Origin of the sequence: Streptomyces boluensis, assembly GCF_009908195.1 — a bacterium.
In the GTDB taxonomy this organism is placed as follows: Bacteria; Actinomycetota; Actinomycetes; order Streptomycetales; family Streptomycetaceae; genus Streptomyces; species Streptomyces boluensis.
Genome location: NZ_JAAAHS010000057.1, coordinates 1 through 18303, shown reverse-complemented (window position 1 = coordinate 18303; position 18303 = coordinate 1). Strand labels below are relative to the sequence as shown.

Sequence of the window (18303 nt, the reverse complement as noted above, 5' to 3'; positions counted from 1 at the left end):
TCGACTCGGGTGCCGCCGGTCGCCCTGCGGGCTCGTCCTCAATCTCCCCCAGCTACCGCTGGGAGGTGCCCCCAGGACGGGCTGAGATTGGGCCCGACCCTCTTCGCGGAGGGGCGGGCCCTTCTTTCATGTGCAGGTCTTCCCGTCCTTCGGGACCTTCCCGTCCAGCAGGTACGCGTCCACCGCGCGCGTCGCGCAGTTGTTGATTCCGTACGTGCCGTGGCCCTCGCCGTCGACCGTCAGGGTCACGCCGACGCCCTTGCCCAGGCGGTCCGACATCCGCTGGGCGCCCTCGACCGGGGTGGCCGGGTCGCCGGTGTTGCCGATGACCAGGAGCGGGGCCGCGCCCTTCGCGCTCACGTCCGGGGTGCGGTGGTCGCCGCGTACCGGCCAGCCGGTGCAGCCGGACAGGCCCCAGGCCAGTGCCTCGCCGAAGACCGGTGACTCCTTCTCGTACGCCGGCAGGTGCTTCTTCACGTCGTCGAGCGTGAAGCGTTCGCTGGAGTCGGCGCAGCGGATCGCGCCGCCCGCGGCCTGCTGATTGCTGTAACGGCCTTGCATGTCACGGGTGTTGTAGAAGTCCGCGAGCAGCAGCAGGGTGTCGCCCTGGCCCGCCCGCGCCTCGTTGAGGCCCTTGGTCAGGTACGGCCAGCTGTCCTCCCGGTACAGGGCGGAGGCGATACCGGTGGTGGCGAGGTTCCGGGTGAGGGTGCGGCCGGTCGCGGTCGGGAGCGGCTTCTCGTCCAGTACTTCGAGGAGCTTCGCGAGCGTGCGGGTGCCCTGTTCCGGGTCCTTGCCGGTGGACTCCAGGTAGTTGTCCAGGGCGTGCTGGAAGCCCTTCACCTGGGCGATCGCGCTCTCCACCGTGCCCTTGGTGGGGTCCACCACCGCGTCGAGGACGGCGCGGCCGACGTTCTTCGGGAACAAGTGGGCGTACGTGCCGCCGAGTTCGGTGCCGTACGAGATGCCGAAGTAGTGCAGCTTGTCGTCGCCGAGGACCTGGCGCATCAGGTCCATGTCGCGGGCCGTGTTCTCGGTGGTGAGGTGCGGCAGCACCTTGCCGGAGTTCCGCTCGCAGGCCGCGACGTACACCTTCTGCCGGCCGAGGAGTTCGCGCTCCTCGGCGGCGCTGTCCGGTACGCCCTCCGGTGCGCTGGTCAGCTCGTCCATGGTGCGGTCGTCCACGCACTTCACGGAGGCGCTGTCGCCCACGCCGCGCGGGTCGAAACTCACCAGGTCGTAGCGGGAGTTGAGCTTCTTGTAGTCCATCGCGGCCAGCGGCAACGTGGTGACGCCGGAGCCGCCGGGCCCGCCGAAGTTGTAGAGCAGCGAGCCGATCCGGCGGTCCGGGTCCGTGGCCTTCCTGCGGATCAGCGCCACGTCGATGGTCTCGCCGTCCGGTCGCGCGTGGTCGAGCGGCGCCTTCATGGTGGCGCACTCCCAGCCGGCGCCGGGGGCGTTGCCGCCGCCCTGGGCCACGGACGGCGCCGAGCAGGTCGCCCAGTCGAGCCGCTGCCCGGACAGCGGGCCCTGCTCGCGCTCCTCACCGCGCGCGCCGCCGTCGCCGCAGCCCGCCACCGTGGTCACGGCGAGCAGGGTCGCCGCCGCGAGGGCGGCGGCGCGTATGTGCGTGGACATCTCTGGTGTGCTCCTGCCGTAAGGGGCTCCCGTAAGGGGCCGTGGCGCGGGGGGTGTTGAGGGGTGCTGAGGGGTGTTCAGGGGCCGGTGCGCGACGCGGGCGTCACGAGCAGGTCGTGCCGTGGCGCGGGACCTTGCCGTTCAGGAGGTACGCGTCGACGGTCCTGGTCACACAGGGGCTGCCGCCCGCGTACGCGGTGTGCCGCTCGCCCCGGTAGGTGAGCTGGACGCCGACGCCGGGGCCGAGTTCGTCGACCATCCGCTCCGCGCCCTCGATGGGGGTCGCCGAGTCGCCCGTGGTGCCGACGACCAGGACCGGATCGGCGCCCGGCGCGCTCACCTCGGGCGTCTCGTGCGCACCCGGCACGGGCCAGTCGTGGCACCAGCCCGCGGTGTCCCAGCCGAGGAACGCGCCGAACACGGGGGAGATCCGGCGGAACTCGGGCAGCGCGGCCCGTGCCTCCGCCGCGGTCGGCCGCTTCTTCGCGTCGGCGCAGGAGATGGCGCGCTGGGCGTGGCTCTGGGTGCCGTAACTCCCGGACGCGTCCCGGTCGTTGTAGCCGTCCGCGAGGGCGAGCAGCTTGCCGCCCCGGCCGTCGCGCGCGGCGTCGAGGGCCTCGGTCAGGGCGGGCCAGGACTGCTCGCCGTAGAGCGAGGCGAGGATGCCGGTCAGGGCCTGGCTCTCGGTCAGCTCACGGCCGTCCGTGCCGGGCAGCGGGTCGGCGTCGACGCGCTTCAGGAGGGCGACCAGGTCACGGGTGCCGCGCTCCGGGTCCGTACCGGTGGACTTGAGGTAGTTCTCCAGGGCGCGCTGGAAGCCGGTCGTCTGGTTCCTGGCGTGGCCGACGGCGTCCGCGGTGGGGTCGACGACGCCGTCGAGGACAAGCCGGCCGACGCGCTCGGGGAACAAGTGGGCGTACGTGCCGCCGAGTTCGGTGCCGTACGAGAAGCCGAAGTAGTGCAGCTTGTCGTCGCCGAGCACTTGGCGCATCAGGTCCAGGTCGCGGGCGGCGTCGGCGGTGCCGATGTGGGGGAGCACCGCGCCGGAGCGGCGCTCGCAGCCCGCGCCGAAGTCGGCGGCGTCCGCGAAGTACGCCTTCTCCTCGGCGGCCGTGTCCGGGGTGAGGTCGACGGCGGCGCCCGCCGCCTCGATCTCGGCGTCGGTCCTGCACCGTACGCCCGCGCTGGCGGCGACCCCGCGCGGGTCGAAACTCACCAGGTCGTAGCGGGAGTTGAGGCTCTCGAAGGTGGGTCCGAAGGATGGCAGCGAAGCCACTCCGGAGCCGCCGGGGCCGCCGAAGTTGAAGAGGAGCGAGCCGATCCGGCGGTCCGGCTCTGTGGCCCTCTTACGGATCAGCGCGAGGTCGATGGTCTCGCCGCCCGGCTCCGCGTGGTCGAGCGGCGCCTTCATCGTGGCGCACTGCCACGCGGCGCCCGGCGAACCGGCCTCGCAGCGCCCCCAGTCGAGCCGCTGACCGCGCAGCGCGGCCGGGATCTCGGCCCCGGCCCCGTGGGACGCCTCGCCGGAGCCGGTCGAGCTCGGCCGGTCCCGCGCCTCGCCCGGCGCACCGCCCTGCCCGGAACAGCCGGTCACGAGCAGCGCGACCGCGAGCACGGCACCGGCGGCCCGCCGGACGCCACGTATCGGAACAGCCATGGACGGCTTCCCCCCTCGGAAACTGCCTCCCCCGGAAACCGCCTCCCGCGGAAAACAGTCCCGCAATGACAGTCCCGCCAACAGTCCCGCAATAGTAGAGGCGGCCGACTCCGGCCCTACCGGGGGCAGACGGTGCCCGACTCGGGGCTCTTGCCGTCGAGAAGATAGCCGTCGACGGCCCGCCGCACGCACGGGTCACCACTGTCGTACGCGCCGTGCCCCTGCCCCTTGTACGTGACCTCGATGCCGACGCCCGCGCCGAGCGCGTCGACCATCTTGCGGGTGCCCGCGTACGGCGTCGCCGGGTCGCCGGTGTTGCCGACCACCAGGATCGGGGCCGAGCCCTTCGCGCTGACGTCCGGGTGGTCGGCGGCGCCCGGCACCGGCCAGTCCGTGCAGCCGACCATGCCCCAGGCCAGGAAGTCCCCGAACAGCGGGGAGGCCTTGCGGAACTCGGGGAGCTTCGCCTTCACGTCGGCCACCGAGTAACGCGGCTTGTCGTCCGCGCAGTTGATGGCGATGTTGGCGGCGCCGATATTGCTGTACTCGCCGTCCGGGGCGCGGCCGTTCATCGAGTCGGAGAGCGCCATCAGGACCCGCCCGTCACCGTCGTACGCCTGGTCGAGACCCTCCGTCAGGTACTCCCAGAAGTCCTTCGAGTACAGCGACTGCGCGATGCCGTTGGTCGCCGCGGTCTGGGTCAGCTTCCGCGCGCCGAGCCCCGGCAGCGGCTCTTTGTCCAGGTCCTTCAGAAGCTTCGCGATCCGCGCCTGTACGTCCGCGGGGGTGTCGCCGACCGGGCAGTCGTCCGGCTTCGAGGTGCAGTCCTTCGCGTAGTTCTCCAGGGCCAGTTGGAACCCGCGGGCCTGCCCGAGCGAGCCCTGCTGCGCGTCCTGCGTGGGGTCCACCACCGCGTCGAAGACGGCGCGGCCCACGTTCTCCGGGAACAAGTGGGCGTAGACACCGCCCAGTTCGGTGCCGTACGAGATGCCGAAGTAGTGCAGCTTCTCGTCGCCGAGCACCTGTCGCATCAGGTCCATGTCGCGGGCCGCGTCGGTGGTGGCGACATGCGGCAGCACCTTCCCCGACCGGTCCTCGCAGCCACCGTTGAACTTCTTCACGCCGTCGACGTACGTCTTCTCCTCGGCGGCGTCGTCCGGGCTGGCGTCCTCCTGGTAGTACGCGTCGAGCTGCTTGTCCGTCTCGCAGGTCACGGGGGCGCTGCGGCCGACGCCGCGCGGGTCGAAGCTCACCAGGTCGTAGCGGGTGCGCAGGGTGGCGTACTCGTCGCCGAAGGCGGGCAGCGTGGTGATACCGGAGCCGCCGGGCCCGCCGAAGTTGAAGATGAGCGAGCCGATCCGCTTGTCCTCCTCGCCGCTGGCCTTCGCCCGGATCAGCGCGAGGTCGAGGGTGTCGCCCTCCGGGTCGTCCCAGTCGAGCGGCGCCTTCATGGTGGCGCACTCCCAGTTCGCGCCCCCGGCCAGCGGGGACGGGGACTCACCGCCCCCCTGCTCGGCCGAGGGCGCCGGACAGTCCTTCCAGGAGAGCTTCTGCGAGGGGAGATCCGCCTCCCCACTGTCACCGCACCCCGCGGCCAACGCGGCGGTCAGCACGGCGACGGTCAGGGCTGCGGTACGCGTTCTGGCAGGAGGGGTCGGCATGCGTCCATCCTGCGCCGGGGCGTTGGGCCGCGCTCGGGGCGCGGGCCGTGCGAGTGAGCACCCCCCAGCTGGGGGGGGCGAATAGGTGGGGGCAAACTCGCCCTGTCCGGCAAACTCAGCCCGTCCGGCGTTTGAGGACGAGCCCGCAGGGCGATCGAGGGCACGCGAGCCGACCCGCACGATCACGCACCGAGAGGCCGGCCGGCACGCGAGTCAGAGGGCGCCCTTACGAGTCAAATGGTTGAAGCACAGCCACCCCGGCAACACCGGCAACCACAGAGTGAGCAACCGATACAGCAGCACAGCAGGCGCAGCCACCTCCTTGGGCAGCCCGATCGCCACGAGCCCGAACGTCAGCGTCGCCTCGACCGCACCCACACCACCCGGCGTCGGCGCCGCCGACCCCAGCGCGTTGCCCGCGAGGAACACCACGGCGACGCTGGTGAGGCTGAGCGACACCGTGCCCTCGGGCGAGAAGGCCCGTACCGACGCGTCGAGGCACAGCACGAACATCGCGGTGAGCAGCAGCATTCCGCCGATGCCGGTGAGCAGCTTCTGCGGCCGCTGCAGCACGTCCAGCATGCGCGGGATCACCCCGGCGAACAGTGACCGCAGCCGCGTCGCCACGAAGGTCCGCAGGAACGGGATCGCCGTCACCACGAGCACGAGCACCGCGACGGTCAGCAGACCGGCGATGACGGTACGGGACGGGGTCAGCTCCGGGGTCTTCTCCGTACCCGTCAGATAACCCATGGTCAGCAGCAGCAGAATGTGCGAGCCGAGCCCGAACAGCTGGGAGGCGCCCACCGACGCCACCGCGAGCCCGGAGCGCACCCCGGCCCGCTGCAGGAACCGGGTGTTGAGCGCCACCCCGCCGACCGCCGCGGGCGCCACGATCTTCACGAACGACCCGGCGACCTGCGCCGCGACCGTCCGCGGGAACGGCACCCGCTCCGGTACGAACCCGAGCAGCGACATGGCCGCCGCGATGTAACTGAGCGCCGAGAACGCCACCGCGGCGAGCACCCAGCCCCACTTGGCCTCGGAGAACAGCTTCGCGAAGTCGATGCCGGTGAGCTGAGTCAGCAGGAAGTACGCGCCGATGGCACCGGCGATGAAACTGATCAGGGTGCGCGGCTTGATCCGCTCCAACTGTGCGGGTTCGACGGGCGCCTGCGGCCTGATCAGCAGCACCTGGTGCCGGATCTGGGTGAGCAGATCCTCCTCGCGGGCCACATCGAGCGCCTCTTCCATCGCCCGCTTCTCGGCCTGCTTGTGCGCCTTCGCCGCCTTCCGGTCGGGCGCGGCCGCGCCCGCGGCCTGCGCGCCCTCGCCCTCCGTACGGGCCTGCTTGGCCTTGCGGGACGCCTCGAGGACCGCCTCGCGCTCGCGCTGCGAACGTTCCCGGCCGAGCCTTCGCAGCGTGGCCCGGGTCGAGCGGGGCAGCGCGATGGGCTGGAGCAGCGGCAGACAGTCGGCGATCGGGTCCGGTCCGAGCACCCCGACCGCCGCGGCCACCGCGCGCTCGGCGCCGGTGCGCAGCCCGAACGTGGCGAGCAACTGCGCGATGTCCATACGGAGAAGCAGGTCACCGGCCGCGATCTCGCCGCCCCGCAGATCCGTGATGATCACGTTGCCGGAACGATCCACCAGAATCGCGTCGCCGGCCAGGCGCCGGTGCGCGATCCGCCGCGACTGGAGCGCCTGCACCTGCAGCCAGGTGTCGCGCATCAGGTCGTCGGTGATCTCCGCGTCGTCGAGGGCGTCCAGGGAACGCCCGCCCAGGTGCTCGTAGACGAGCATCACGGCGTCGGGGCCGAGCTCGGAAGTGGCGATCAGCTTCGGGGCGTTGGCCCCGGCCGCGATGGCCGCGTACGAGAGCAGTGCTTCCTGTTCAAGGGCCTGGCGCAGCGACTGGAGGCTGCGCCGGGTGGTGATGCCGCGCAGCGTGAGCCGGCGCCACACCCGGTAGAAGAAGCCCTGCGCCTGCTGCTCGCGGTCGACGACCGTGACGTCCAGGGGCGGGCCGTCCTCCAGGGTGACGAAGTAGCGGCGGCCGCGGTCGCCGGCGTCGGACGAGTCCGGGGCGTCCTCGGCGCGCGCCGCGCTGACCGGCCGGAACCCCACGTGCCGCAGCCCGGCGAGCAGCGTCTGCCCGGTGGGCCGGACATTGGGCGAGCCCACCGCGTAGAGCGTGCCGTACGCGACGGTCCAGCCGATGAGGACGGTCAGGATGATCGAGAACGGGGTGGTGAACCCGGCGACGAGCATCGAGAGCGCGTCGAGCAGCAGCACCGTCCACAACACCACGCGCCAGCGCGGCCGTCGGGACATCCCGACGGCCGTCATGTACGCGATGACCGGCGCGAGATAGCCGTGCACCGGGTCGGTGAGGGAGCCGGGGTCCTCGATCAGCGGCCGGGTCAGGGCGTCCTGGATCGACTCGGGCGCGGCCTTGGCGACCCACAGGTCGGTGGCGAGGGTCACGCCGTGCGCGAGCACGGCGGCGAGCACACCGTCGGCGATGCGCAGCCCGTCGCGTTTGATGAGCCGCTCGATGGCGAACGCGACCGGTACGAGCAGCACCGCGATGGACGCGCTCAGGCCCGCGAACTTGATCAGCAGGTCGGGCGCCTGGTCGGTGCCCTTGCTGATGTCCTGTTCCAGGCCCGAGGTCGTGCCGTGCGCGAACGCGGCGATCGACAGTACGAGGACGACGGCCAGGATGCCGACCAGCATCCGCATGAGGTCGGAGGGCCGGTGCACCCGGGCGGGCAGCAACGGTTCGTCGCCCTCCACCTCGTCCCCGGCCGTACCGACCCCGGAGGCGGTCGCTCCGTGCGGGGTGCGGTCGGGGGTGGCTTCGGGGTTTTTCCCGGGGTTGTCCTCGGGGCTTCCCTCGGGGGCGTCCCTGGGGGCATCCTCGGGGCGTGCGTCGTTCCCGTCGCGCGGGTTCTCGGGATCCGGGCGCGACGGCGTCTCAGGGGTGCGCTCGTCCTTGGGGGGCTGCACTCCCTGATCGTTCTCCGTCTCGTTGTGCTCTCGTATCACCAGTCACCGCCGGCACGATGGTGGCACGAGCGACCGACATCGGTGGGCATCAGGGTGCATTCAGCCGTCGAGCTGTGTCCGAGGCGTGACCACCCCGAGTTCACCGGAGCGTGCCCGCGCTCCCGCCCGCGTTGTCGGTGCGGTGCGGCAGGATGGGCCGGATGAGCGAGGAGAGCCTGCCGGAACTTCCGGACTACGCGGAGCGGGTGCTGCAGGTCGCCGAGCGCATCCCGCCCGGCCGCGTGCTGACGTACGGAGACATCGCGGAGTGGCTGGGCGAGGGCGGCCCGCGCCAGGTCGGCCGCGTGATGGCGCTGTACGGCGGGGCGGTGCCCTGGTGGCGGGTGGTGCGCGCCGACGGGCTTCCGCTCCCCGGCCAGGAAGCGCGCGCCCTGGAGCAGTACCACGTGGAGGCCACACCGCTGCGCACCTCGGGCGCCGGTGACCAGCGCCTCGACATGAGACGGGCGCGCTGGGACGGCAAGGACGACTGAGCGCGGACTCACACTGCACAGCTTCCGGTACGCACGGCCCGTGCGGGCGCCCGGTGGACCGTACGGGGGACGCGGGCGCCGGGCCCGCGCCGGGAGTTCCGCCCGCCGCCGAAGCCCCGGAAGCGACGCGTCCCGGCCGGCGACTGGCGTAGCGTCGAGCGCGACGGTCATCGGGCGGCCACCGCTCCCACGGGGCACGGAGCCGCCGTTCCCCCAGGGGACGGCCCCGACCCGACGGCCACCGGGGCCGACGGCCCCTTCTCGACCCAGCACACCCACCAGGACCGGCGATCCACGTGAGCTCCTCTACTTCCGACCGGCGCGCTCCTGACGCATCCACGCGTCAGGGGGCTCCTCGTGCGTACCGGCTGGTGCGTACCGAGCCGGACCGGATGGATCCCCCTCTCCTTGACGCAAGCCAGCGCGCGGTGGTTGACCATCCGGGCGGACCTCTCCTGGCGCTCGCCGGACCGGGCACCGGCAAATCCACCACCCTTGTGGAGGCGGTCGCCTCCCGGATCGCCAAGGGCACCGACCCCGACCGGATCCTGGTGCTCACCTTCAGCCGCAAGGCCGCGGTGGAGCTGCGCGACCGGATGGCCCTGCGGATCGACGGGGTCTCCCCGCCGCAGGCCACCACCTTCCACTCGTTCTGCTACGCGCTGGTCCGCGCCCACCAGGACGTCGACCTCTTCGTGGAACCGCTGCGGCTGCTCTCAGGACCCGAGCAGGACGTCGTGGTGCGCGAGCTCCTGGAGGGTGAGCTCGACCTCGAAAACAGCGGCCACGCGCGCGTGCGGTGGCCCGACGAGCTGCGCGCCTGCCTGACGACGCGCGGTTTCGCCGACGAGGTACGCGCGGTCCTCGCCCGCAGCCGCGAACTGGGCCTCGGCCCCTCCGCCCTCGCCGACTTCGCCCGGCGCACCGGCCGCCCGGACTGGGGCGCGGCCGCGGCGTTCCTCGCCGAGTACCTGGACGTCCTGGACGCGCAGGGCGTCCTCGACTACGCCGAGCTGGTGCACCGCGCGGTGCTGCTCGCCCAGCACGAGGACGTGGCGAACCAGCTGGCGGCGCGGTACGACGCGGTGTTCGTGGACGAGTACCAGGACACCGACCCGTCACAGGTACGGCTGCTGCAGGCGCTGGCCGGGGGCGGGCGCACTCTGGTCGCGTTCGGCGACCCGGACCAGTCGATCTACGCGTTCCGCGGCGCCGATGTGAACGGCATCCTCGACTTCCCCGACACGTTCCGCCGCGCCGACGGCCACCCGGCCCCGGTCGAGGTGCTGACCACGTCGCGCCGCTCCGGCGCCGCACTGCTCGACGCCACCCGCCGGATCACCCAGCGCATGCCGCTGACCCGGCTGCCCGCCGAGCACGTACGCCGGCACCGCGCGCTGCGGGCCGTGCGGGACGGCGGCCGGGTCGAGGTGTTCACGTACCCGACCGCGGGCGCGGAGCTCGACAACGTCGCGGACATCCTGCGCCGCGCCCACCTGGAGGACGGTGTCGACTGGTCCGACATGGCGGTCCTGGTGCGCGCTGGCGCCCGCGCGATCCCGGCGGTCCGCCGCGCCCTGACGACGGCGGGCGTCCCCGTCGACGTGGACGGCAACGACCTGGCGCTGCGCGAGGAACCCGCGGTCGCCCCCCTCCTGGAGGCGCTGCGCGCGGCGGCGGACGGGGCGGTGGCGGAGGCCGACGGAACAGGTCCGGCCGGGGAGCCGAACCCGGAGTCGGAGCCGGAGTCGGTCGACTCGGTCACCGGGACGTCCGTGCTCCCCGCCGAGCGGGCCCTCGTGCTGCTCACCTCGCCGCTTGGCGGCACCGACGCCGCCGACCTGCGCCGCCTCGGGCGGGCCCTGCGCGACGAGGAGCGGGCCGGGGGCAACCGCGTCCCGCCGCCCTCGGACGAGCTGATCGCCCGCGCCCTGGCCGAGCCGGAGCGCCTCACCGCGCACGACTCGGCGTACGCCGGCGGCGCCCGGCGCCTGGGCGAGCTGCTGCGGCGCACCCGCGCGCTGCTCACGGCGGGGGGCACCGCAGAGGAGGCCCTCTGGGAGCTGTGGAGCGGCACGCACTGGCCGAACCGCCTTGAGCGCGCCGCCCGTCGCGGTGGCGCCGCCGGGCGCAACGCGGACCGTGACCTGGACGCCGTCTGCGCCCTGTTCGCCACCGCCGCCCGCGCCGAGGAGCGCAGCGGCGGCCGTGGCGCCCTGAACTTCCTCGCCGAGGTCGAGGCGCAGGACATCGCCGCCGACACCCTCGCGCAGCGCGCCGTACGCCCCGACGCCGTACGCCTGATGACCGCGCACCGCTCCAAGGGCCTCGAATGGCGCCTGGTGGTCGTCGCGGGCGTACAGGACGGGCTCTGGCCCGACCTGCGCCGCCGCGGCTCCCTCCTGGAGGCCGACCGCATCGGCCGCGACGGCCTTGCCGAACCCCTCACGCCGGGCGCCCTGTTGGCCGAGGAACGCCGGCTGTTCTACGTCGCCGCCACGCGCGCGCGTGAGCGCCTGGTCGTGACCGCGGTCAAGGCGGCGGCCGACGACGGGGACCAGCCCTCGCGGTTCCTGACCGAACTCGGCGTCGAGCCCAGGGACGTCTCCGGCCGGCCGCGCCGCCCGCTGTCCGTCGCCGCGCTCGTCGCCGAGCTGCGCGCCACGACCGTCGACCCGCGCGTCTCGGACTCCCTGCGCGAGGCCGCCGCCGAGCGTCTCGCCCGGCTCGCCGCGCTGCGCGACGAGGACGGCAGGCCGCTGGTGCCGACCGCGCACCCGTACCGCTGGTGGGGCATGTACGAACCCACGCACAGCGGGGTGCCGCTGCGTGACCGGGACAACCCGGTGGCGCTCTCCGGCAGCGCGCTCGACCAGCTCGCCAACACCTGCTCCCTGCAGTGGTTCCTGGGCCGCGAGGTGAAGGCGGACGCCCCGGCCACGGCGGCGCAGGGCTTCGGCAACGTCGTGCACGTCCTGGCCGACGAGGTGGCCTCCGGCCGCACCCCGGCCGACCTCTCGGTGCTCATGGAACGGCTCGACTCGGTGTGGGACGCGCTCGCCTTCGACGCCCCCTGGAAGTCGTCCCAGGAGAAGGAGCACGCGCGCGTGGCGCTTGAGCGCTTCCTCCAGTGGCACGTCGACTCCAACGGCGCCCGCCCCGGCCGTACGCCGGTGGCGAGCGAGCACGACTTCGACGTGACCCTGGAAGCGGGCTCCTACGAGGTGCGGATCCGCGGCTCCATGGACCGGGTGGAGCGGGACGCCGAAGGCCGCGCCTATGTGGTGGATTTCAAGACCGGCAAGCAGGCGCCGACCGCGGCCGAGGTGGACCGCCACCCCCAACTCGCCGTCTACCAGCTGGCGGTGCGCGAAGGCGCCGTCGACGAGGCGTTCGGCGGGGAGCGCCCCGAACCGGGCGGCGCGGAACTGGTGCAGTTGCGTCAGCCCGCCGCCAAGAAGGACGGCGGTGACGCCCTGCCCAAGGTGCAGACCCAGGACGGTCTGACCGGCCAGTGGGTGGGCGACCTGCTCGCCACCGCCGCGGGCAAGGTGCTCGACGAACGGTTCACGCCGCGTACGGGCCAGCACTGCGCGCACTGCTCGTTCCAGGCCTCGTGCAGCGCGCGTGCCGAGGGGCGGCATGTCGTGGAGTGAGTGGGCGCCTTGGGGGCGGCATCGTGGAGTTGATCGGGTGGCACGCGCGCGTAGTGGCGGATTCGAGTGATCCTTCCCACCCCCGGACTGACCGGTTCCGCCCTGTCGCACACGTAAAGTCCCCGTAAAGCACAGCGATTCTCGGTACCCAGGAGGGGACATTCACATGGCGGCCCAGCGGAAGTTCGTGGCGACGGCGGTGGCCTGCGCGGCCGCGCTCGTCGGTGTCACCGGTTGCTTCGGCGCCGACCACCCCTTCGAAGGCATGAGCGCCGACAAGATCGCCGACAAGGCGGCCAAGGCGACCAGCGGTGTCGACTCGGTGAAGCTGTCGGCCGAGGGCAAGTCGAGCGGCAAGTCCACCTCGCTCGACTTCTCCATCGCCAAGGGCGGCAAGTGCACCGGCGCTATGGAGTCCGCCGACATGGGCAAGGTCGACCTTGTCGCGCTCGGCAAGGACAGCTACATGAAGGGTGACGCCTCCTACTGGAAGGCCACCCTCGGCGACGAGGCCACCGCCAAGAAGGTCGGCGACCGCTGGGTGAAGGTGCCCGCCGGCCAGAACAACGACATGTGCGACCTGAAGACCCTCTTCAAGAAGGGCGACCTCGACGGCGTCAAGCGCGGCGAGGACTCCGAGATCGAGGGCCAGAAGGCCGTCACCCTGGTCAAGAAGAAGTCCGGCGGCGAGACCGTCACCTTCTACGTCGCGGCCGAGGGCGAGCCCTACTTCCTGCGCGCCGACACCAAGGGCGGTGACCAGCCCAACACGATGAACTTCACCGACTTCAACAAGAAGGTCTCGGTCGAGGCCCCGCCGGCCGACGAGATCGCCGACATGAAGGACCTCATCACCGGTTCCTGAACCGGTGCGGGAACCCGGGCGTGAGGCCGGGTTCGGGACCCGTCGGCGGGACGGTCGTTGAGACCCCCGCCACACCCCGTACGCCTCCGGGCGTGCGGTGCCTGAGCGTGACGGCGGTCGCCGGCTTCCGGGATGCCCCGGTTGTCAGTGGCCGCCGTTAGCCTTCCTGGGGTGTCCTCGCGTATCACCGATCCCGAGCAGCTCAAGGAGCTCCTCGGCATCCCCTTCACCCCGGAGCAGACGGCCTGCATCGTGGCGCCGCCCGCCCCGCAGGTGATCGTGGCCGGAGCCGGTTCCGGCAAGACCACGGTGATGGCCGCCCGCGTGGTGTGGCTGGTCGGCACCGGCCAGGTCGCCCCCGAGCAGGTCCTCGGCCTGACCTTCACCAACAAGGCGGCCGGTGAACTCGCCGAGCGGGTGCGCACCGCCCTCGTCAAGGCCGGCGTGACCGACCCGGACGCGATCGACCCCGACAACCCGCCGGGCGAGCCGGTGATCTCCACGTACCACGCGTTCGCCGGGCGTCTGCTCACCGACCACGGCCTGCGCATCGGGCTCGAACCCACGGTGCGGCTGCTCGCCGACGCCACCCGCTTCCAGCTCGCCGCGCGCGTGCTGCGCGAGGCACCCGGCCCCTATCCGGCGCTCACCCGCTCTTTCCCCGACCTGGTCAGCGACCTCCTGGCGCTGGACGCGGAGCTCGCCGAGCACCTCGTACGACCGTCCCGGCTGCGCGCGTACGACACCGGGCTGCTTGACGCCCTGCAGTCCGTGAAGCTGGGCAACGCCGACCTGCGCAAGGTCCCCGAGGCGGCCGCCGCCCGCCTGGAGCTGACCGAGCTCGTCGAGCGGTACCGCACGGCCAAGCGCGCCGGTGACCTGCTCGACTTCGGCGACCAGATCGCGCTCTCCGCCACCCTCGCGGACACCAGGCCCGAGGTCGGCGGCATCCTGCGCGACGAGTTCCGCGTCGTCCTGCTCGACGAGTACCAGGACACGTCGGTGGCCCAACGCATCCTGCTCTCCGGCCTGTTCGGGGCGGGCACCGGGCACGCGGTGACCGCCGTCGGCGACCCCTGCCAGGCGATCTACGGCTGGCGCGGCGCGTCCGTCGCCAACCTCGACGACTTCCCCGAGCACTTCGCGCACGCCGACGGCACCCCCGCCACCCGCTTCGCGCTCAGCGAGAACCGCCGCAGCGGCGGCCGCCTCCTCGACCTCGCCAACGGCATGGCGGCCCCGCTGCGCGCCCTGCACGCGGGCGTGGAGGCGCTGCGGCCCGCGCCGGACGCCGAGGGCGCGGGCACGGTGCGGTGCGCGCTGCTCCGCACCCACGCCGAGGAGATCGAGTGGCTCGCCGACTCGATCGGGCACCTCGTGGCGACCGACAAGGAACCCGGCGACATCGCGGTCCTGTGCCGCACGGCGAACGACTTCGCGCAGATCCAGGGCGCCCTGGTGGCCCGAGACATCCCGGTCGAGGTCGTCGGCCTCTCCGGGCTCCTGCACCTGCCCGAGGTCGCCGACCTCGTCGCCGTCTGCGAAGTGCTGCAGGACCCGGGGGCGAACGCCTCGCTGGTCCGGCTGCTGACCGGGCCCCGCTGGCGGATCGGCCCCCGCGACCTGGCGCTGCTCGGCCGCCGGGCCCGGCTGCTCGTGCAGCACACGCGCGTGGAGGACGATTCCGCCGACGCGGACCAGCGCCTCGCGGCGGCCGTGGAGGGCGTCGACCCGGCCGAGGTGATCTCCCTCGCCGACGCGCTCGACACCTTCCTGGAGTCGGAAGGACCACAGGACCGGCTGCCGTTCTCGGCGGACGCGCGGGTGCGTTTCGCCCGCCTCGCCGCCGAGCTGCGCGACCTGCGCCGCTGCCTCGCCGACCCGCTCATGGACGTACTGCACCGCGTCCTTGCCACCACCGGTCTCGACGTCGAACTGTCCGCGTCGCCGCACGCCCTGGCGGCCCGCCGCCGCGAGACCCTCGCCAACTTCCTCGACGTCGCCGCGTCCTTCGCGGCGAACGACTCCTCGGCGTCCCTGCTGGCCTTCCTCGGCTTCCTGCGCACCGCCGCGCAGTACGAGAAGGGCCTGGACAACGCGCTCCCGGGCGGCGAGAACACCGTCAAGGTGCTCACCGCGCACAAGTCCAAGGGCCTGGAGTGGGACGTGGTCGTGGTGCCGGGGCTCGTCACCGGGACGTTCCCGTCCACCCAGGGGCGCGAGAAGTGGACGGCACGCGCGAAGGTGCTGCCGCACGAGCTGCGCGGCGACGCGGCCACCCTGCCCGATGTCACCGACTGGGACAGCCGCGGCCTGAAGGCCTTCCACGAGGAGATGAAGGAACACCAGCGGACCGAGGAACTCCGCCTGGGGTACGTCACGTTCACCCGCCCCCGCTCCCTGCTCCTGGGCTCCGGCCACTGGTGGGGACCCTCGCAGAAGAAGGCCCGCGGCCCCTCCGACTTCCTGCTCGCCCTGCACGACCACTGCGCCGCGGGACACGGCGAGACCGAAGTGTGGGCGGACGCGCCGGAGCCGGACGAGGAGAACCCCGCGCTGCGCGAGGAGAGCGCGGACATCGCCTGGCCGCTGCCGCTCGACGCCGCCGCGACGGCCCGCCGCCGCGCCGCCGCCGAGACCGTGCTGGCCCGCCTGGACGCCCTGACCGGGGCCGCGGCCGGCCCGACGCCCGGCGGCGCTGGGGTGACCGACCCGCAGGACGACGCGTACGACCCGGAATGGCCCCCGCCGCCGGACGAGGACGAGCCGTACGACGAGCCGTACGACGAGGGCGAGCCGTACGACGAGGGCGAGTTCGCGCCCGCCGATGACGACCCGGCCGCCTGGGACACCTGGACGCGCGCCCGCCCCGGCATCCCGCACCAGCACCCGGAACCCGCACCGCGCGTGCACCCGGAACCCACACCGCGCGTGCGCCCCGAACCCGCACGGCACCAGCGCACCGAACCCGCACCGCGCGTGCGGCGGGCGCCCGCGCCGCGGCTCACCCCTGAGGAGGACCGCACGGTGGCCTCCTGGGACAAGGACTTGGAGGCCCTGACGGCAGAGCTGCACCGCGCGCGTGAGTCCGTCAGGGACGTGCCCATGCCCCTCTCGCTCACCGCGTCCGAGGTGCTGCGCATGGCCGCCGACCCGGACGGCTTCGCCCAGGAGCTGGCCCGCCCCATGCCGCGCCCGCCGCAGCCCGCCGCCCGCCGCGGCACCCGTTTCCACGCCTGGGTCGAGTCCCGCTTCGAAGCGCTCGAACTGCCGATGCTCGACCCGGAGGACCTCCCGGGCGCCGACGCCGAGATCGCCGACGAGCGGGACCTGGAGGCCCTCAAGGAGGCCTTCGAGCACACCGCGTACGCCCACCGCACCCCGTACTGCGTCGAGGCGCCCTTCCAACTGGCCATCGCGGGCCGGGTGATCAGGGGCCGGATCGACGCGGTGTATCGCACGGACGGCTCGGGTCCTGGCGACGGGGCGGCCTCCTCGTACGAGATCGTCGACTGGAAGACCGGCCGCGGCGGCGTCGCGGACCCGCTGCAGCTGGCGATCTACCGGCTCGCCTGGGCCGAGCAGCACGGGCTGCCGGTGGAGGCGGTGCGCGCCGCGTTCGTCTTCGTACGGACGGGCAAGACCACGTACCCGGAGCGACTGCCGGGCCGGGCCGAGCTGGAGCGGCTGCTCGGCGCCCGGCCTGGACCGGAGCGCGCGAGCGCCGCGACCGCGCACGGCGGCGGAAACACGGCGCACGCGCGCGATGCGGCCGCGCCCGGAGGCGCACGTTCCGGTCCGAGGGGGGACGCCGACCGGACGTCATCGGCGTCGGGCTAGGCTCAAGAGCATGAGCGACACCCCGGACAGCGCCGTCCGCGCGTACATCGAAGAGCACCGCAGCGCCTTCCTCGACGACCTCGTCGAGTGGCTGCGCATCCCGTCCGTCTCGGCCCAGCCCGAGCACGCCGACGACGTACGCCGCAGCGCCGACTGGCTGGCCGGCAAGCTCAAGCAGACCGGGTTCCCGACCACCGAGGTGTGGGAGACCGACGGCGCCCCCGCGGTGTTCGCCGAGTGGCCCGCCGCTGAACCGGACGCGCCGACCGTCCTCGTCTACGGCCACCACGACGTCCAGCCCGCGGCCCGCGAGGACGGCTGGCACACCGAGCCCTTCGAGCCCGTCGTACGCGAAAACCGGCTCCACGCGCGTGGTGCCGCCGACGACAAGGGCCAGGTCTTCTTCCACACCCTGGGCGTACGCGCCCACCTCGCCGCCACTGGACGCGACACCCCGGCCGTGCACCTGAAGCTCCTGATCGAGGGCGAGGAGGAGTCCGGTTCGCCGCACTTCCGCACTCTGGTCGAGCGGAACGCCGAGCGGCTCGCCGCCGACGCGGTGATCGTCTCCGACACCGGCATGTGGTCCGAGACGACGCCCACGGTGTGCACCGGCATGCGGGGCCTCGTCGAGTGCGAGATCGCCTTCTCGGGCCCCGACCAGGACATCCACTCCGGCTCGTTCGGCGGCGCCGTGCCCAACCCGGCGGCGGCCGCGGCCCGACTGGTCACCGCGCTGCACGACGAGCACGCGCGCGTGGCGATCCCCGGCTTCTACGACGGCATCGTCCCGCTCACCGACCAGGAGCGTGAACTCTTCGCCGAGCTGCCCTTCGACGAGCGGGAGTGGCTGCGTACGGCCAAGTCGCACGCGGCGCACGGCGAGGCCGGCTACTCCACCCTGGAGCGCATCTGGGCCCGTCCCACCGCCGAGGTCAACGGCATGGGCGGCGGGTACCAGGGCGCGGGCGGCAAGACGATCATCCCCACGTCGGCCTTCCTGAAGCTCTCCTTCCGGCTGGTCGCGGGACAGCGCCCGGACCGGATCGAGCAGGGCGTACGCGACTGGGTCGCCGAGCAAGTCCCCGCCGGGATCCGGCACACGCTCACGTTTTCCGGCGCCACGCGCCCGTGCCTGACGCCGCTCGACCACCCCGCGCTGCAGTCGGTGTCCCGCGCCATGGGCCGTGCTTTCGAGCAGAAGATCCGCTTCACGCGCGAGGGCGGCTCGGGCCCCGCCGCCGACCTCCAGGACGTGCTGAGCGCACCCGTGCTCTTCCTCGGCATCTCCGTACCGTCCGACGGCTGGCACGCGCCCAACGAGAAGGTCGAACTGGACCTGCTCCTCAAGGGCGTGGAAACCACCGCCTACCTGTGGGGCGACCTCGCCGACACCTGGCAGCCGGCACCGGGAGGCCCCGCCGCGCCCTGACCCCCGCCC

Annotated in this window: 9 protein-coding genes; 5 read left to right on the top strand and 4 right to left on the bottom strand. The window is 73.1% G+C overall.

Annotated elements, in window-relative coordinates:
- Nucleotides 1-126: 126 nt before the first annotated feature.
- The 4 genes from GUY60_RS10675 to GUY60_RS10660 all read right to left on the bottom strand — a co-directional run bounded on the left by GUY60_RS10675 (nucleotide 127) and on the right by GUY60_RS10660 (nucleotide 8007).
- On the bottom strand, nucleotides 127-1638 hold the full coding sequence (locus tag GUY60_RS10675) for an alpha/beta hydrolase (protein WP_161696293.1): 1512 nt from the start codon (nucleotides 1636-1638) through the stop codon (nucleotides 127-129).
- Between the two features lie 103 nt (nucleotides 1639-1741).
- Nucleotides 1742-3295 (bottom strand): alpha/beta hydrolase, encoded by a 1554-nt coding sequence (locus GUY60_RS10670; RefSeq protein ID WP_161696291.1) that lies wholly within the window; start codon nucleotides 3293-3295, stop codon nucleotides 1742-1744.
- A gap of 116 nt (nucleotides 3296-3411) precedes the next feature.
- Nucleotides 3412-4956 carry an alpha/beta hydrolase gene (locus GUY60_RS10665; protein WP_161696289.1) on the bottom strand — a complete coding sequence of 515 codons (1545 nt, stop codon included), beginning with the start codon at nucleotides 4954-4956 and terminating at the stop codon, nucleotides 3412-3414.
- A gap of 213 nt (nucleotides 4957-5169) precedes the next feature.
- A complete protein-coding gene (locus GUY60_RS10660; RefSeq protein ID WP_161696287.1) occupies nucleotides 5170-8007 on the bottom strand; it encodes a lysylphosphatidylglycerol synthase domain-containing protein in 2838 nt (945 codons plus the stop codon).
- Nucleotides 8008-8168: 161 nt separating this feature from the next.
- Between GUY60_RS10660 and GUY60_RS10655 the strand changes: the two genes are divergently transcribed.
- The 5 genes from GUY60_RS10655 (at nucleotide 8169) to GUY60_RS10635 (ending at nucleotide 18294) form a co-directional block, all read left to right on the top strand.
- Nucleotides 8169-8501, top strand: coding sequence for an MGMT family protein (locus GUY60_RS10655; protein ID WP_281368421.1), 333 nt, complete (start codon nucleotides 8169-8171; stop codon nucleotides 8499-8501).
- Nucleotides 8502-8893: 392 nt separating this feature from the next.
- On the top strand, nucleotides 8894-12157 hold the full coding sequence (locus GUY60_RS10650; RefSeq protein ID WP_161696284.1) for an ATP-dependent helicase: 3264 nt from the start codon (nucleotides 8894-8896) through the stop codon (nucleotides 12155-12157).
- 166 nt (nucleotides 12158-12323) lie between these two features.
- A complete protein-coding gene (locus GUY60_RS10645) occupies nucleotides 12324-13022 on the top strand; it encodes a hypothetical protein (protein WP_161696282.1) in 699 nt (232 codons plus the stop codon).
- Between the two features lie 171 nt (nucleotides 13023-13193).
- Nucleotides 13194-16862, top strand: a complete 3669-nt coding sequence (locus GUY60_RS10640) for a UvrD-helicase domain-containing protein (RefSeq protein WP_161696280.1) — start codon at nucleotides 13194-13196, stop codon at nucleotides 16860-16862.
- Between the two features lie 10 nt (nucleotides 16863-16872).
- The gene (locus tag GUY60_RS10635; protein WP_161696278.1) at nucleotides 16873-18294 is read left to right on the top strand and encodes a dipeptidase; all 1422 of its coding nucleotides are present in this window, start codon (nucleotides 16873-16875) and stop codon (nucleotides 18292-18294) included.
- Nucleotides 18295-18303: the final 9 nt, after the last annotated feature.

What these genes read in the sequence shown, in the direction of transcription:
- GUY60_RS10675 (WP_161696293.1), bottom strand. Translation starts at nt 1,638, where the DNA reads ATGTCCACGCACATACGCGCCGCCGCCCTCGCGGCGGCGACCCTGCTC.
- GUY60_RS10670 (WP_161696291.1), bottom strand. Translation starts at nt 3,295, where the DNA reads ATGGCTGTTCCGATACGTGGCGTCCGGCGGGCCGCCGGTGCCGTGCTC.
- GUY60_RS10665 (WP_161696289.1), bottom strand. Translation starts at nt 4,956, where the DNA reads ATGCCGACCCCTCCTGCCAGAACGCGTACCGCAGCCCTGACCGTCGCC.
- GUY60_RS10655 (WP_281368421.1), top strand. Translation starts at nt 8,169, where the DNA reads ATGAGCGAGGAGAGCCTGCCGGAACTTCCGGACTACGCGGAGCGGGTG.
- GUY60_RS10650 (WP_161696284.1), top strand. Translation starts at nt 8,894, where the DNA reads ATGGATCCCCCTCTCCTTGACGCAAGCCAGCGCGCGGTGGTTGACCAT.
- GUY60_RS10645 (WP_161696282.1), top strand. Translation starts at nt 12,324, where the DNA reads ATGGCGGCCCAGCGGAAGTTCGTGGCGACGGCGGTGGCCTGCGCGGCC.
- GUY60_RS10635 (WP_161696278.1), top strand. Translation starts at nt 16,873, where the DNA reads ATGAGCGACACCCCGGACAGCGCCGTCCGCGCGTACATCGAAGAGCAC.